This window comes from Xanthobacter sediminis (assembly GCF_043195015.1).
In the GTDB taxonomy this organism is placed as follows: domain Bacteria; phylum Pseudomonadota; class Alphaproteobacteria; order Rhizobiales; family Xanthobacteraceae; genus Xanthobacter.
This window is the reverse complement of the sequence record NZ_JBAFWH010000006.1, coordinates 69,822-85,652: the sequence shown is the minus strand read 5'-3', so window position 1 is coordinate 85,652 and position 15,831 is coordinate 69,822. Positions and strand designations below refer to the sequence as shown.

Below are 15,831 nucleotides of genomic sequence, written 5' to 3'. Positions count from 1 at the left end.
CCTATATGGAAAAGCTCCCCCCACACGCCGGGAGATCGGTTGGCCGCGCGCCGGCAACCGCATGAAGTTGGACAACGCCATGGTCAATGTGATCAACACGCTGAACCGTCCCCGCCACCCGGAGAAGGCGCATAAGCCTCTCACCGAGGTGCAGCGCAAGCCGGAATGGATCCGCGTGAAGGCGCCCGGCTCGGCCGGCTGGTCTGAGACCGCAGGCATCGTGCGCGCCAACGGCCTGCACACCGTGTGCGAGGAAGCCGGCTGCCCCAACATCGGCGAGTGCTGGGAAAAGAAGCACGCCACCATGATGATCATGGGCGACACGTGCACCCGCGCCTGCGCCTTCTGCAACGTGCGCACCGGCCTGCCGGGGCCGCTCGACCAGGAAGAGCCCGAGAAGGTGGCCGATGCGGTGGGACGCCTGGGGCTCTCCCACGTGGTCATCACCTCTGTGGACCGCGACGACCTGGCGGATGGCGGGGCGGAGCATTTTGCCCGCACCATCGCCGCCATCCGCGTCGCGAGCCCGAAGACCACCATCGAGATTCTCACGCCCGACTTCCTGCGCAAGGATGGGGCGCTGGAGGTGGTGGTCGCCGCCAAGCCGGACGTGTTCAACCACAATCTGGAAACCGTGCCCTCTAAGTACCTGACCGTGCGGCCGGGTGCGCGCTATTTCCACTCCCTGCGCCTGCTGCAGAAGGTGAAGGAGCTCGACCCTTCCATCTTCACCAAGTCCGGCATCATGGTGGGCCTGGGCGAGGAACGGAACGAGGTGCTCCAGCTCATGGACGACCTGCGCTCGGCGGAGGTGGACTTCATCACCATCGGCCAGTACCTGCAGCCCACCCGGCAGCACCACAAGGTCGAGAAGTTCGTGACGCCGGACGAGTTCAAGGCCTATGAGACGGTGGCCTTCGCCAAGGGCTTCCTGATGGTGTCGTCGAGCCCGCTCACCCGTTCGTCCCACCATGCGGGCGAGGATTTTGCCAAGCTGCGCGAGGCCCGCGCCGCCAAGCTGCGGCGGGCCTGAGCGACCGTGCCTTCCTTTTCCAACGCGCGGCGTGTGAAGCACGCCGCCGCTGACATGTTCGACCTCGTGGCCGACGTGGAGCGCTACCCCGAGTTCGTGCCCCTGTGCGCGGCGCTGCGCGTGAAGCGGCGAACCCGCTCCGAGGACGGCGTGGAGATATTGGTGGCGGACATGACCGTCGCCTACAAGATGATCCGCGAGACCTTCGCCTCGCGGGTCATGCTCGACCGCCCGCGCCTCGCCATCCACGTGGAATATCTCGACGGCCCGTTCAGCCGGCTCGACAACCGCTGGGAATTCCTGCCGCGCGGCGAAAGCGAATCCGAGGTGAAGTTCTTCATCTCCTACGAATTCCGCTCCCGCGCGCTGGGTCTGCTCATGGGCGCCATGTTCGACGCCGCCTTCCGCCGCTTCGCCGATGCGTTCGAGGCGCGGGCGGACGAGGTGTTCCGGAAGGCCTGAAGGCTATTTCGGCTCCATCGGCGCACCGGCTTCCCGCCACGCCTTGAAGCCGCCTTCCACGTGCTTCACCGGCTTCAGCCCCATGTCCATGGCCGTGGCGGCGCTCAGCGCCGAGCGCCAGCCGCCCGCGCACAGGAAGATGAAGGTCCTGTCCTCTGCGAACACGGGCTTGAAATAGGGGCTTTCCGGGTCGATCCAGAATTCCAGCATGCCGCGCGGGCAATGGAAGGCGCCGGGAATGCGCCCCTCGCGCTCCAGTTCCCGCGGGTCGCGCACGTCCACCAGCACGCTTGCGCCTTCCTCCATGAGTCGCGCCGCTTCCTGAGGGGGCAGCGCCTCGACACGGGAATTGGCTTCCGCCAGCAGCGCCTTGTAGCCGCGGGTGATGGTCTGGGGCATGAATCTCCTCCTTCGTTCTGTGATTTAGGGCGAGGAGAGGCTGTACCCCGGGCACTGTCAAGGTGCCGGCGGATATGGGGCTGAAATCCCCGCGCTACCGGGCAGCCTCCGCCAGCAGGCTCAGCGCCACCAGCACCGCGCGGCGGCGGATCTCGGCGCGGCCGAGGTCGCCGAAGCGCATTTCGCAATGGCGCAGGGTGCCATCCGGGCGGACGCAGGCGAAATGCACCAGCCCCACCGGCTTCTCCTCAGAGCCGCCCCCAGGCCCGGCAACGCCGGTGGTGGAGACGGCGGCGTTCACGCCTGCCGCAGCGCGGGCGCCTTCGGCCATGGCGCAGGCCGTCTCGCGGCTCACCGCGCCATGGGCGGCAAGGATCGTCTCCCGCACGCCCAGCATCGCCATCTTGGCCGTGTTGGAATAGGTCACGAAGCCCCGGTCCACCACGTCGGACGAGCCCGGCACAGCGGTGAGCGCCCCGGCGACAAGGCCGCCGGTGCACGATTCGGCGGTCGCGATGGTCCAGCCCCGCTCGCGAAACGCATCCAGCACCATCTCAGCGGTGGCATAGGTCTCGGCATCGATCATGCGTCGTCCTCCGTGAAGGGCAGGCGGATGGTGGCGCCGGCTATGGCGGCGATGCCCTCCCGCCGGCCGGTGAAGCCGAGCTTCTCGGTGGTGGTGGCCTTCACGCTCACCCGGCTCACGGGCACGCCGGCGATGCGCGCCACCGCGGCGCGGATGGCCTCGCGGTGCGGACCGACCTTCGGCGCCTCGCAGATGATGGTGAGGTCGAGATGGGCGATGCGCCCGCCGCGCGCCGCCACGAGGTGCGCCGCGTGGGCGAGAAAGCGGTCGGAGGAGGCGCCCTTCCATTGCGGATCGGAGGGCGGGAAATGGGAGCCGATGTCGCCATCCCCAAGCGCACCCAGAATCGCATCGGTGAGCGCATGGAGGCCCACGTCCGCGTCCGAATGCCCGGCCAGGGCGAAGCCGTGGGGAATCGCGATGCCGCCCAGCATCACATGGTCGCCAGGGGCAAAGGCATGGACGTCGAAGCCGGTGCCCATGCGCACGTCAGGCAGGTCTGAGAGGGCGCCGACGCCAGCCGCGCGCTCTGCCCGTGCGAGATCTTCCGCGGATGTGAGCTTCACGTTTATGCTCTCCCCTTCGAAGGTCGCCACCGAGTGGCCGGCCCATTCCATCACCGCCGCGTCGTCGGTGAGGTGGGTGATGCCCGCCGCAGCGGCCGCCTCGTGGGCGATGGCCAGCGCGTCGAGATCGAACGCCTGTGGCGTCTGCACGGTGCGCAGCGCGGCCCGATCCAGCGTGGTGGCAACGAAGCCTGTGTCGCTCACCGCCTTGATGGTGTCGGTGACGGCCAGCACGGGAATAGCGGCATCATAGCGGCCCGCGGCCTCAGTGGCACGCGAGATCAAAGCCGGAGAGACGAAGGGGCGGGCGGCATCATGCACGAGAACACTGCACGGGGATTGGGCGGAGATGGCCCGCAGCCCCGCCCGCACCGAATCCTGGCGGGTGGCGCCACCGGCCACGGGTGCCAGCATCTTGGGCAAATCCCGCGCGGCTTCCGCAAAGAGGTCCGAATCATCCTTATGAATGACGGCGAGCACCCCGGTGATGTCCGGATGCTCCGCGAACCGCCTTAGCGTGCGCCGCAGGACGGATTCGCCGCCCAGCATGCGGTACTGTTTGGGCAGGGGCCCGCCGGCGCGGGTGCCGCGGCCGGCAGCGACCACGATGGCGATGCAGCGCCTGGGATTGTTCATGGGCGTGTCTTTCCGGAGATCGTGTGCGTCGAGGCGTCGTGGGCCGCGTCTTTCCGGCGCCTTTCAAGCCCGCCCGCCGCACGTGCGCAAGGGCAGCGGCTCGGATGGGGCGTGTGAACGCATTTGGTGCCGCGCTGCACATCTGCGCACAGTGCACTTGCATGGTCGATACAAATGTCTAAGATATAGGCAGCGTTCACCCGGCCCATTTTCTGTGCATCAAAACGACGCCCTTTCGCCCAACATATCCCCGTGCACGATGCTGCGGATTGGTCCGCACATCCTGCCCAATGCGGTCATCCTCGCCCCCATGGCCGGCATCACCGATGCGCCCGTGCGGCGCATGGCGCTGCGTCATGGCGCGGGGCTCGCGGTTTCCGAGATGGTGGCGAGCAACGCCCTGCTGGAGGGGCACCCTGAGATGGTGCTGCGCGCTGAAGGCGAGGGCGTCGCGCTCCATGCCGTGCAGATCGCCGGCAACGACCCCTATTGGATGGGCGAGGCGGCGCGCGTGGCCGAGGCCGCCGGCGCCGGCCTCATCGACATCAACATGGGCTGCCCGACGAAGCGCGTCACCACGGGCGCAGCCGGCGCCGCTTTGCTGCGGGACCTGCCGCTTGCCGGCCGCATTCTCGATGCGGTGCGCGCGGCGGTGAACGTGCCCGTAACCGTCAAGACGCGCCTCGGCTGGGACGAGGCCGGCCCCACCGCCGTGGCTCTGGCTCGCATGGCCGAGGCGGCGGGCCTCGCGATGGTGACGGTGCACGGGCGCACCCGCTGCCAATTCTACACCGGCCGGGCCGACTGGTCGGCCATCCGGGCGGTGAAGGCGGCGGTGACCATCCCCGTGATTGCGAACGGCGATCTCGTGCGCGCGGAGGATGCCGTGTCCATGCTCGCCGCCTCCGGTGCCGACGGGGTGATGATCGGCCGCGGCGCGCAGGGGCGCCCGTGGTTTCCCGGCCAGGTGGCCCACGCGCTTTCGGACGGGCATGTCCCTCAGGACCCGCCGCTTGCCGCGCAGCGCGACATCCTGCTGGAGCTCTACGAGGCGTGGCTCGCGCTCTACGGCGTCGGCCTTGGCCTGCGCCAGGCGCGCAAGCATGTGGGCTGGGCGCTCGACGCCGCCGGAGGGCCCGGCGGGGAATGGACCCGGCGCTGGCGCGCGCGCCTGCTCACGTCCGAAGACCCGGTTGCCGTGAAGGCGGACATTGCCGCCGCCTATGACGAACTCATGTGGAGGGCTGCGGCATGACGGCCGAAGCCAGGAAGATGACCAACAAGAACAAGTTGCAGCAGGACCAGGAAACGTGCCTCACGCGGGCCATCCTGGACGCCGTGCCCCATCCGCTGTTCACCATCTCTGATACCGGCCACGTGGTGGACGCGAACACGGCGGCGGAAGCCTTCTTCGAGGTCAGCGCGCCGCTGCTGCGGCGCCGGCCGTTCACGGAGTTCGTACCGTTCGGCACGCCGCTGCTCGGCCTCATTGAGCAGGTGCGCCAGCGCGGCGCGCCGGTGAACGAGTATCGCGTGGACCTCGGCACGCCGCGCAACGGTGGCGAGCGCATCGTGGACATCCATGTGGCGCCCGTCTCGGAGCGGCCGGACCACGTGGTGGTGATGCTCCAGGAGCGCACCATCGCCGACAAGATGGACCGCCAGCTCACCCACCGCGGCGCCGCCCGCTCGGTGAGCGCGCTCGCCTCCATGCTGGCGCACGAGATCAAGAACCCGCTCTCCGGCATCCGTGGCGCCGCGCAGCTCCTGGAACAGTCCGCCGGCGACGAGGACCGGGCCCTGACCCGCCTCATCTGCGACGAGGCGGACCGCATCGTGAAGCTGGTGGACCGCATGGAGGTGTTCTCCGACGAGCGCCCGGTGGAGCGCGAGCCGGTGAATATCCATGCGGTGCTGGAACATGTGCGCACGCTGGCCATGAGCGGCTTCGGCCGCAACATCCGTTTCGTGGAGGAATACGACCCCTCCCTGCCGCCGGTGTTCGCGAACCGCGACCAGCTGATCCAGGTTTTCCTCAATCTGGTGAAGAATGCGGCGGAGGCCATCGACGGCGATCCGGACGGCGAGATCCAGCTCACCACGGCTTTCCGGCCTGGCGTGCGGCTCACCGTCCCCGGCGCCTCCTCCAGGGTGAGCCTGCCGCTCGAGTTCTGCGTGCGTGACAACGGCAAGGGTGTCCCCGAGGATCTCGTGCCCCATCTCTTCGACCCATTCGTAACCACCAAGCCCACCGGCAGTGGCCTCGGACTTGCTTTGGTCGCGAAGATCATCGGCGACCACGGCGGCATCGTCGAATGCGAGAGCCAGCCGCGCCGCACCACATTCCGCGTGCTCCTGCCCATGTATCGCGGCAAGAGCGCCTCCCGAGAGGCCAACTGAGGTGTCCATGCCCACCGGAAGCATCCTGGTCGCCGACGACGACGCCGCGATCCGCACCGTGCTCAATCAGGCCCTGTCGCGGGCCGGATATGAAGTGCGCTCCTGCGGCAACGCAGCGACCCTCTGGCGGTGGGTGAGCCAGGGTGATGGCGACCTCGTCATCACCGATGTGGTGATGCCCGACGAGAACGCATTCGACCTCCTGCCGCGCATCAAGAAGGCGCGGCCGGACCTGCCCGTCATCGTCATGAGCGCGCAGAACACCTTCATGACCGCCATCCGCGCTTCCGAGCGCGGCGCTTATGAATACCTGCCCAAGCCGTTCGACCTGAAGGAGCTGATCTCCATCGTCGGGCGCGCCCTCGCGGAGCCGAAGAAGGGCGACAGCGCCGTGCTCCTGCCCGAGGAGCAGGACAACATTCCGCTGGTGGGCCGCTCGCCGGCCATGCAGGAAATCTATCGCCTGCTCGCCCGGCTGATGCAGACCGACCTGACCGTGATGATCGTGGGCGAGAGCGGCACTGGCAAGGAGCTGGTGGCGCGCGCGCTCCACGATTACGGCAAGCGGCGCACAGGTCCGTTCGTGGCCATCAACATGGCGGCCATCCCGCGCGACCTCATCGAGTCGGAGCTGTTCGGCCACGAGAAGGGCTCGTTCACAGGCGCCACCACGCGCAACCCCGGCCGCTTCGAGCAGGCCGAGGGCGGCACCCTGTTTTTGGACGAGATCGGCGACATGCCCATGGAGGCGCAGACCCGTCTGCTGCGCGTGCTCCAGCAGGGCGAATACACGACGGTTGGCGGGCGCACCCCCATCAAGACCGACGTGCGCATCATCGCCGCCACCAACAAGGATCTGCGCACGCTCATCCAGCAGGGGTTGTTCCGCGAGGATTTGTTCTTCCGCCTCAATGTGGTGCCGCTGCGTCTTCCACCCTTGCGCGAACGCTCCGAGGATGTGCCCGACCTCGTGCGGCACTTTTTCCTGCAGGCGGAGCGGGAAGGTTTGCCGGCCAAGCAGATCGACGCCGCCGCGCTCGACCGGCTGAAGCGCTACCGCTGGCCGGGCAACGTGCGCGAGCTGGAAAACCTGGTGCGGCGCCTGGCGGCACTTTATCCGCAGGAGGTCATCACCACCGCCATCATCGACGCGGAGCTTTCCGAGCCGATGCCTAGCGCGCTGACGGAGGAGGGGCCGGTGGACGCCACTCTCTCGGCTTCCGTGGAGCGGCACCTGAACAACTATTTTGCCGGCTTTGGAGAGGACCTGCCGCCGCCCGGCCTCTATCACCGCATTCTGAAGGATGTGGAATATCCCCTTCTTTCCGCAGCGCTTGCGGCCACGCGGGGCAACCAGATCAAGGCGGCGGAGCTGCTCGGCCTCAACCGCAACACCCTGCGCAAGAAGATCCGCGACCTCGACATCCAGGTCATCCGCACCAGCCGGTGAGAAGCGGCCGGGCGCTGCAAGCACGCCCGGCCGGCCGGCTTTCGCGCCCTTGTCTCTGGTGAGGGAGGCAAGCCGCGCGGGTGCCGAATTTTGGCCGCGTCTGAACCCGGTGGACCTACGCGCGCCGCCTACCGTGCATCGCGCCGGGCCTTGATGCGCGTGGGTCCGGCCTTTTCCGGCCTGTCCGGCGTCACCGGCATGCAACACCCAGGCGATACCGCCGGCTACCTTCCGCCCCACTGCGGCTGGGTACAACTTGCCGCCTCTCTGGCGAATGTCACATTTTTGCACCAGTGTCGTTCCACTGCATCGCCGGCTGCATGTCATGCCGGGCGATGAGTCGCGGGGCATGGGATCAAACGGAATCCGAGGGACGACCGACACATGATCGAACCGCCGGCCGACGACGCCAAGGGGCTGCTCAAGCCCCGCCGCAGGATGTTGGCGCGCATGTTCGCTCCCGCCGTGGTGGCCCTCTCGCTGGCGCTGGCGGTCGCGGCCTTCCTCATTCTCATGGGCCTGACGCGGATCGTGCCCACGCCCCAGGTGGTGGTGGGGGTGCTGACCGGGTGCGGGGTGGCAGGGCTGGCACTGCTCGCCATCATCGGCCGCGAGCTGTGGGGCATCTTCCGTGAGCGGGCGCGCGGCCGGGCGGCGGCCCGGCTGCTGATCCGCATCGTCGGGCTGTTCGCCGTCATCGCCACAGTGCCGGCGGTAGTGGTGGCCATCGTGGCGAGCCTGACGCTTGATCGGACCCTCGACCGTTATTTCTCCACGCGCACCCAGAACATTGTCGCCACCGCGGGCTCGGTGGCGCAGAACTATCTGCGCGAGCACGCGCTTTCCATCCGCGGCGACGTCCTCGCCATGGCCAACGACATCTCTCGCCTGCGGTCGCTCTACGACAGCGACAAGGAAAAGTTCCTGCAGATCTTCACCGCCCAGGCGGCGCTGCGGAACGTGCCGGGCGCGCAGATCATCCGGCGCGACCTGACCACCGTGGAGCGGGCGAACCTGCGCACCGAGCGCGAGTACCTGGTGCCCGACAACATCGCCATCAACGACGCCAATTCCGAGCAACCCATCATCTACCTGCCCTCTGATGCCGACTTCGTGGGCGCGGTGGTGCCGCTCGGCAATTTCGACGATTTGTTCCTCTACGTGGCGCGCCCCATCGACCCACGCGTCATCGGCTACCTGAAGGTCACCCACGAGACGTTGATGGACTACCGGGCGCTGGAGGAGCGGCGCTTCAACGTGCAGCTTGCCTTCGGGCTGATGTACGCGCTCGTCACGCTCATCGTGCTGCTGTCGGCGGTGTGGCTCGCCATCAATTTCGCCCGCTGGCTGGTGGCGCCCATCCGGCGGCTGATGTGGGCGGCCGAGCGGGTGGCCGGCGGCAATCTCGACGTGCAGGTGCCCGTGCACAAGTCTGAAGGCGACCTCGCGAGCCTCGCCGAGACCTTCAACACCATGACCTCGGAGCTGAAGACCCAGCGCAACGACATCGTGCGCGCGCGCGACCAGATGGACAGCCGCCGCCGGTTCACGGAGGCGGTGCTCGCCGGTGTCGGCGCGGGGGTGATCGGCCTCGACGCCGAGGAGCGTGTGACCATCCTCAATCGCTCGGCGGAACGGCTGCTCGGCCTCAGCGAGGCGGAGGCCCTCGGCTGCAAGCTCGCGGAAGTGGTGCCGGAGACGGCGGCGCTGATCGCGGAAGCCGAGCATGCCGGCCAGCGCATCGTGCAGGGCAACATCACCCTTCAGCGCGAGGGGCGCGAACGGGTGTTCGCCATGCGCGTCACCACCGAGCAGTCCTCCGAGGCGGACCACGGCTGGGTCGTCACCCTCGATGACATCACCGCCCTCATTACCGCCCAGCGCACCTCCGCCTGGGCCGACGTGGCGCGGCGCATCGCCCACGAGATCAAGAATCCGCTCACGCCCATCCAGCTTTCCGCCGAGCGGCTGAAGCGCAAGTACGGGCGTCACATCACCCAGGATCGCGACGTGTTTGACCAGTGCACGGATACCATTATCCGCCAGGTGGGAGACATCGGCCGCATGGTGGACGAGTTCTCGTCGTTCGCCCGCATGCCAAAGCCGGTGGTGGACGCGCAGGACCTTGCGGAGACCATCCGCCAGACAGTGTTCCTGATGCGGGTGGGGCACCCCGCCATCACCTTCGAGACCGAACTCCCCACCGCCCTGCCGGCCCGCTACGACCGCCGGCTGGTCTCTCAGGCCCTCACCAATATTCTGAAGAATGCGGCAGAAGCTATTGATGGTGTTCCAGAAAATGAGCGCGCCGCACCGCGCATCAAGGTCAAGGCGGAACAGGTGGGTGAGGACCTCGTCGTCGACGTGATCGACAACGGCATGGGCCTGCCCCAGGACAAGCGTAACCGGCTGCTGGAACCCTACGTGACCACCCGCGAGAAGGGCACGGGCCTCGGCCTCGCCATCGTGGGCAAGATCATGGAGGAGCACGGCGGCTCCATCGAACTCAACGATTCACCGGAAGGGCGCGGCGCATGGATCCGCCTGCGCCTGCGGGTCGACGGCCAGCCGGGCGGCAGCGCCCCGGCGGCGGAGACGCCGCCTTCCGCACCTGCTTCCGGGAGAGCCTGAGACATGGCCATGGACATCCTCATCGTCGACGACGAGGCCGATATCGGCGAGCTGGTGGCCGGCATACTGGAGGACGAGGGCTATTCCGCCCGCACCGCGCGCGATGCCGACGGCGCGCTCGCCTCCATCGCCGCCCGCCGCCCCAACCTCATCTTCCTCGACATCTGGCTGCAGGGCAGCCGGCTCGACGGCCTGGAATTATTGAACGAGATCAAGACGCAATATCCGGATGTTCCGGTGGTGATGATCTCCGGCCACGGCAACATCGAGACCGCGGTCGCCGCCATCAAGCGCGGCGCCTACGACTTCATCGAGAAGCCCTTCAACGCCGATCGCCTGGTGATGGTGGCCGAGCGCGCCCTGGAGACGCTTCGCCTCAAGCGGGAGCTGAAAGAGCTGAAGCAGCTCGCGCCCCACGCGCGGGCGTTGATCGGCCGCTCCAGCGCCATCCAGCAACTGAAGTCGACCATCGAGCGTGTGGGGCCCACCAACAGCCGCATCCTCATCGTCGGCCCCTCCGGTTCCGGCAAGGAGCTCGCCGCGCGGATGATCCACACCGCATCCGGCCGCGCCCAGGGGCCGTTCGTGGTGCTCAATTCCGCGGCCATCACTCCGGAGCGGCTGGAATACGAGCTGTTCGGAGTAGCCGAAGGCGACGGCCGCGAGGCCAAGCGCGGTGCCCTTGAGGAAGCGCAAGGGGGCACGCTGTTCCTGGATGAGATCGCCGACATGTCGCGCGAGACCCAGAATCGCGTGCTGCGAGTGCTGGTGGAACAGATCTTCACGCGCATCGGCTCCAACGAGAAGGTGAGCGTGGATGTGCGCATCATCTCGTCCACCGCCCGCAACCTGGAGGACGAGATTGCCAGGGGGCTCTTCCGTGAGGATCTCTACCACCGCCTCTCGGTGGTGCCGATCCGCGTTCCGCCCCTGGCCGAGCGACGCGAGGATATTCCCGACCTCGTGGAATTCTTCATGGACACCATTTCCCAGACCACGGGCATGCCGCGCCGCCCCATCGGCGACGATGCCATGGCGGTGCTCCAGAGCCACGACTGGCCGGGCAACGTGCGCCAGCTCCGCAACAATGTGGAGCGGCTGCTGATTCTGGCCGGTGGCGATCCCGAGGCCACCATCACCGCTGCTATGCTGCCGCAGGACGTGGGCGCCCTGGTGCCGAGCCTGCCCAACGGTAACGGCGGCGAGCACCTCATGGGCCTGCCGCTGCGCGAGGCGCGAGAGGTGTTCGAGCGCGAGTATCTCGCAGCGCAGATCAACCGTTTCGGTGGCAACATCTCGCGCACGGCCGAGTTCGTGGGCATGGAGCGCTCGGCCCTGCACCGGAAGCTGAAGGCGCTGGGGGTCGGCTAAAGAGGGATGACGGTCCGCAGGCGGACTCGTCATCGGCTTCCGAAACGCCTAGCTTCAGGCGGAATCGGGCGGTCGCGCGGGGGCTTTGCCGGCTGATGGCCGGACAAGCGCGGTGAACGGGACGCGGGGGAGCCGGAACCGGCGGGTTCCGGCAGGCAAGGGGGGCTCCATGAGGGTCGTGATCTGCGGGGCAGGGCAGGTGGGTTTCGGCATCGCCGAGCGCCTCGCCGGTGAGCAGAACGATGTGTCGATCATCGATTCCGACGCCCGCCGCATCCAGGCCGTCACCGAGCAGCTCGACGTACGCGGCGTGGTGGGCTGGGGCTCGCACCCGGACATCCTGGCTCGCGCCGGCGTCGAGCAGGCGGACATGCTCATTGCCGTCACCCTGCACGACGAGGTGAACATGGTGGCCTGCCAGGTGGGCCACGCGCTGTTCAACGTGCCCACCAAGGTCGCCCGTATCCGCGCGCAGACCTACCTCCAGCCCGAATGGCGCGACCTGCTCTCGCGCGATCACCTGCCCATCGACGTGGTCATCTCGCCCGAGATCGAGGTGGGCGAGATGGTGCTGCGGCGCCTCTCCCTGCCCGGCGCCATGGACACGGTTTCCTTCGCGGACGGGGCTATCGTGGCGGTTGGCGTGCTGTGCGGCGAGGAGTGCCCCATCGTGGACACGCCGCTCAGCCAGCTCACCCAGCTGTTCCCGGACGTGCAGGCGACCATTGTCGCCCTGAGCCGCAAGGGCCGCACGATGGTGCCGCGCTCCACCGACCGGATCGAGGTGGGAGACGTCGCCTATTTCGTCGCCAAGGCGGACCAGGTGCAGCGGGCGCTGGCGCTGTTCGGCCACGACGAGATGCCGGGCCAGCGCATCGTGGTGGCCGGCGGCGGCAACATCGGCTTTTATGTTGCGAGCGAGCTCGAGCGGCGCAACCCCGCCGCCCGCATCAAGGTGATCGAGCGCAGCAAGGACCGCGCCCAGGCCATCGCCGAGCTGCTGTCGCGCACGGTGGTGCTCAATGGCGATGCCCTGGAGCGCGCCATACTGGACGAGGCGGGGGTCGGCGAGGCCGACACCATGATCGCCCTCACCAACGACGACCGCATCAACATCCTCTCCTGCCTGCTCTCCAAGCAGATCGGCGCCAAGCGCATCCTGGCGCTGCTGAACGAGCAGGGCTATGCCACCTTCGCGCGCGGCCTCGGCATCGATGCCCATGTGAACCCGCGCCAGATCACCGTCTCCAAGGTGCTCCAGCATGTGCGGCGCGGTCGCATCCGGGGTGTTCACGCCTTGCTCGACGGCACCGGGGAGATGATCGAAGCCGAGGCGCTCGAAACCTCGCCGCTGGTGGGCAAGACGCTGCGCGACCTCGACCTCCTGGACGGCCTGCGCATCGGCGCCATCGTGCGTGGCGGGCAGGTGATGCAGCCCCGCGGCGACTTCGTGGTGCGCGCCCACGACCGGGTGGTGCTGTTCGCCCTCGCGGACCGCATCAAGCGCGTGGAGCAGCTGTTCCGCGTCGCGCTCGAATTCTTCTGAGGGAGCGGGCGCCATGACCAACGCGGCCCGCCCGCTTGCCGCGGCCCTGGCGGCCCTCGGCCTCCTGGTGCTCATTCCAGCCGTTATGGAGGCCCGCGAGGGCGGTGCTTTCCTGGCCGTCTACCTCGCCACCAGCGCCTGCTGCCTGTTCCTGGCGCTCATGGTCCGCTTCACCACAGACGGCAGCGGGCTGCATTTCCGCCGGGCGCACGGCCTCGCGGGGTTGACGGTGCTGTGGCTGGTACTGCCGCTGGCCGCGACGCCGGCGGTCGCGCTCACCTCCGGCCTGTCGCCGCTCGCCTCCTGGCTCGAAGCGGTCTCGGCGCTCACCACCACCGGAATCACCTCGCTGCGCCACGCGCCGGCGAGCCTCTATGTGTGGCTGGCGCTGCTGCAATGGTGCGGCGGGCTCCTCACCGTGGTGTCCGTGGTGGCGGTGCTTGCGCCCGCCGGGCTCGGCGGCCTGCCGGATCGCACGCCGAAGGGCGGCGTCGCCCTCGATGCGGTGGATCTCAGGGGCGTCGCCCTCGATACGGCGCCGATCTACGTGGCGCTCACCCTGCTGGCGCTGCTGGTGCTGATGGTGGGCGGCCACAGCCTCTATGTCTCCTTCACGCTCGCCACGGCCGTCGCCTCGGCCGGCGCACACCTGCCGCCGGAGGCGCAGCTTGCGCTGGCGCTGGAGGAAAGCCCGAAATGGCTGCTCCTGCCGTTCCTGCTGTGGAGCGCCACCTCCGTGCGCTGGCACCGTGCGCTGGTGACGCGGCGCACCCATGCGGCGCCCGAGCAGAAGGAGAGCCTGGTCATCCTCGCCTATTGGGCGGTGCTCGGGGTGGTGCTGGGCGCATTCCTCTTCCGCGGCTCGGACGTGCCGCCTTTCGCGGCGCTGCGTGATGGCCTGTTCACGGCCGCCTCGCTTATCTCCACCAGCGGCATCGGCCCGCACGACGGCACCTATGCCAACCTGCCGATGGGGCTGGTGATCGCGGTGGTGCTGCTGGGCGGCGGGGCGCTCTCGGTGGCCGGCGGCCTCAAGATGCTGCGGCTCAGGGCCATGCTGCTGCGGATGCGGGGAGACCTGCTGCGGCTCGTCTATCCCCATCTGGTGCAGCCGGCGTCGCTGGGGGAGGGGGGCGTGGGCTCCGCCATGCGCGGCGTATGGGTGGGGGCAGCGACGCTCTTCGCGGTGTTTGGCGCCCTCCTCGTGGCCCTCGCGCCGGGTCTTCCGAGCTTCGACGCGGCGCTCGCGGCCGCCGCTGCCGTCATCAGCAATACCGGCCCGGTCTATGACGCGGGCGGCGCCTGGCCGCCCCTGGGCAGCCTGCCCGTCGCCTCCGTGCTGGCCGCCGGCTTCGGCATGATTGCCGGACGGCTGGAGGTGATCGGCTTTTTCGTCATGCTTCACCTCGCCATGTGGCGCACCTGAGGCCGGGGAATCCGCTATAAGGCGCGCCAGAATGATCGTCCGGATATCTCCATGTCCCGCATAGCCTATGTGAATGGCAGCTACGTGCCGCACCGCGACGCCTCCATCCATGTGGAGGACCGCGGCTACCAGTTCGCCGATGGCGTCTATGAAGTGTGCGAGGTGCGCGGCGGCCGCCTCGTGGACGCGCGGCGGCATCTCGACCGCCTGGACCGCTCCCTGCGGGAGCTGCGGATCGCGGCCCCCATGAGCCGGGCCTCCCTGACCCTGGTGCTGCGCGAGACGGTGGCGCGGAACCGGGTGGTGAACGGCATGGTCTATGTGCAGGTGACACGAGGCGTCGCCCGCCGCGATCATCCCTTTCCGCCGCCGGAGACGCCGCCGAGCATCGTGGTCACCGCCCGCCGCTCCGATGTGGCGGCGCAGGAAGCCGCAGCGGCGGCCGGCGTCAAGGTCATCAGCGTCCCGGAGAATCGCTGGCCGCGGGTGGACATCAAGACCGTAGGCCTGCTGCCCAACGTGCTGGCCAAGCAGGCCGCCAAGGAGGCCGGCGCGCGCGAGGCATGGTTCGTGGACGCGCAGGGCCATGTCACCGAGGGTGCCTCCACCAATGCCTGGATCGTCACTTTGGACCGAACCATCGTGACGCGGCCGGCGGAGGAGGGGATTTTGCGCGGCATCACCCGCACTGTCGTGCTCGAAGAGGCGCAGGCGCTGGGCTACGCCGTCGCGGAGCGGCCGTTCACCCTGGCGGAGGCGCATGGCGCTGCCGAGGCGTTCATCACCGCGGCCTCCACCCTGGTGATGCCGGTGGTGGCCATCGACGGCCAGCCTGTCGGCGACGGCAGGCCCGGGCCGGTAGCGACCGCGCTGCGGCGGAAGTTCCATGATTTCACGGAGTTTTCCGATTGATCGCGGCGGCATGCGCCGGTCCGGCATGGCAAAATGATATTGCACTGCCGTTCACGTATGCCATTGTAAGCCCATAACTCCCATGGAGCATCGAGCGACGCATAATTGCATCGACCATGGGTTCAACGCCGAAACAAATGGACACGAAAATGGCGGCGGAACGGACACAGAACCTTCAAGACACTTTTCTCAATCACGTCCGCAAAAATAAGACTCCCCTCACGATTTTCCTGGTGAACGGGGTGAAATTGCAGGGCGTCGTTACCTGGTTCGATAATTTCTGCGTGCTGCTGCGGCGCGATGGTCATTCTCAGCTCGTCTACAAGCACGCCATTTCCACCATCATGCCCGGCCATCCCGTGCAACTGTTCGATCCCACCGACGAAGGAACGGAAAAGGCCTGAGCGCCGTTA

14 protein-coding genes are annotated in these 15,831 nt (G+C 68.1%); 11 read left to right on the top strand and 3 right to left on the bottom strand.

All coding sequences use genetic code 11. The annotated features are described in order from the left end of the window. Window positions 1-79: 79 nt before the first annotated feature. Window positions 80-1,033, top strand: a complete 954-nt coding sequence (gene lipA / locus V5F61_RS09900; RefSeq protein ID WP_393988410.1) for a lipoyl synthase — start codon at window positions 80-82, stop codon at window positions 1,031-1,033. Window positions 1,034-1,039: 6 nt separating this feature from the next. After that, on the top strand, window positions 1,040-1,495 hold the full coding sequence (locus V5F61_RS09895; protein ID WP_393988261.1) for a type II toxin-antitoxin system RatA family toxin: 456 nt from the start codon (window positions 1,040-1,042) through the stop codon (window positions 1,493-1,495). A 3-nt stretch (window positions 1,496-1,498) separates the two neighbouring features. On the opposite strand, the gene V5F61_RS09890 is transcribed toward V5F61_RS09895, so the two are convergent. From V5F61_RS09890 to V5F61_RS09880, 3 genes are all read right to left on the bottom strand, one after another. After that, a complete protein-coding gene (locus V5F61_RS09890) occupies window positions 1,499-1,894 on the bottom strand; it encodes a rhodanese-like domain-containing protein (RefSeq protein WP_393988260.1) in 396 nt (131 codons plus the stop codon). Window positions 1,895-1,988: 94 nt separating this feature from the next. Further along, entirely contained in the window at window positions 1,989-2,480 is a 492-nt protein-coding gene (locus tag V5F61_RS09885) for a CinA family protein (protein WP_393988259.1), read from the bottom strand. After that, window positions 2,477-3,682 (bottom strand): bifunctional 2-C-methyl-D-erythritol 4-phosphate cytidylyltransferase/2-C-methyl-D-erythritol 2,4-cyclodiphosphate synthase, encoded by a 1,206-nt coding sequence (locus V5F61_RS09880; protein WP_393988258.1) that lies wholly within the window; start codon window positions 3,680-3,682, stop codon window positions 2,477-2,479. Before V5F61_RS09880 ends, V5F61_RS09885 begins: the two co-directional genes overlap by 4 nt. A 259-nt stretch (window positions 3,683-3,941) precedes the next feature. Between V5F61_RS09880 and dusB the strand changes: the two genes are divergently transcribed. The 9 genes from dusB (at window position 3,942) to hfq (ending at window position 15,822) form a co-directional block, all read left to right on the top strand. Then, complete coding sequence (gene dusB, locus V5F61_RS09875; protein WP_393988257.1) at window positions 3,942-4,937, top strand: tRNA dihydrouridine synthase DusB; 996 nt, start codon at window positions 3,942-3,944, stop codon at window positions 4,935-4,937. A gap of 17 nt (window positions 4,938-4,954) precedes the next feature. Further along, window positions 4,955-6,082, top strand: a complete 1,128-nt coding sequence (locus V5F61_RS09870; protein WP_393988409.1) for a two-component system sensor histidine kinase NtrB — start codon at window positions 4,955-4,957, stop codon at window positions 6,080-6,082. 7 nt (window positions 6,083-6,089) lie between these two features. Then, the gene (gene ntrC, locus V5F61_RS09865) at window positions 6,090-7,532 is read left to right on the top strand and encodes a nitrogen regulation protein NR(I) (protein ID WP_393988256.1); all 1,443 of its coding nucleotides are present in this window, start codon (window positions 6,090-6,092) and stop codon (window positions 7,530-7,532) included. Window positions 7,533-7,916: 384 nt separating this feature from the next. Continuing rightward, complete coding sequence (locus tag V5F61_RS09860) at window positions 7,917-10,163, top strand: sensor histidine kinase NtrY-like (protein WP_393988255.1); 2,247 nt, start codon at window positions 7,917-7,919, stop codon at window positions 10,161-10,163. A gap of 3 nt (window positions 10,164-10,166) precedes the next feature. Continuing rightward, window positions 10,167-11,534, top strand: coding sequence for a nitrogen assimilation response regulator NtrX (gene ntrX / locus V5F61_RS09855; protein ID WP_393988254.1), 1,368 nt, complete (start codon window positions 10,167-10,169; stop codon window positions 11,532-11,534). Window positions 11,535-11,703: 169 nt separating this feature from the next. Then, entirely contained in the window at window positions 11,704-13,080 is a 1,377-nt protein-coding gene (gene trkA, locus V5F61_RS09850) for a Trk system potassium transporter TrkA (protein WP_393988253.1), read from the top strand. 13 nt (window positions 13,081-13,093) lie between these two features. Beyond that, window positions 13,094-14,506, top strand: a complete 1,413-nt coding sequence (locus V5F61_RS09845) for a TrkH family potassium uptake protein (protein ID WP_393988252.1) — start codon at window positions 13,094-13,096, stop codon at window positions 14,504-14,506. A gap of 51 nt (window positions 14,507-14,557) precedes the next feature. Then, window positions 14,558-15,418, top strand: a complete 861-nt coding sequence (locus V5F61_RS09840; RefSeq protein ID WP_393988251.1) for a D-amino-acid transaminase — start codon at window positions 14,558-14,560, stop codon at window positions 15,416-15,418. A gap of 149 nt (window positions 15,419-15,567) precedes the next feature. After that, entirely contained in the window at window positions 15,568-15,822 is a 255-nt protein-coding gene (hfq, locus tag V5F61_RS09835; RefSeq protein WP_393988250.1) for an RNA chaperone Hfq, read from the top strand. The last annotated feature ends 9 nt before the right edge of the window (window positions 15,823-15,831 follow it).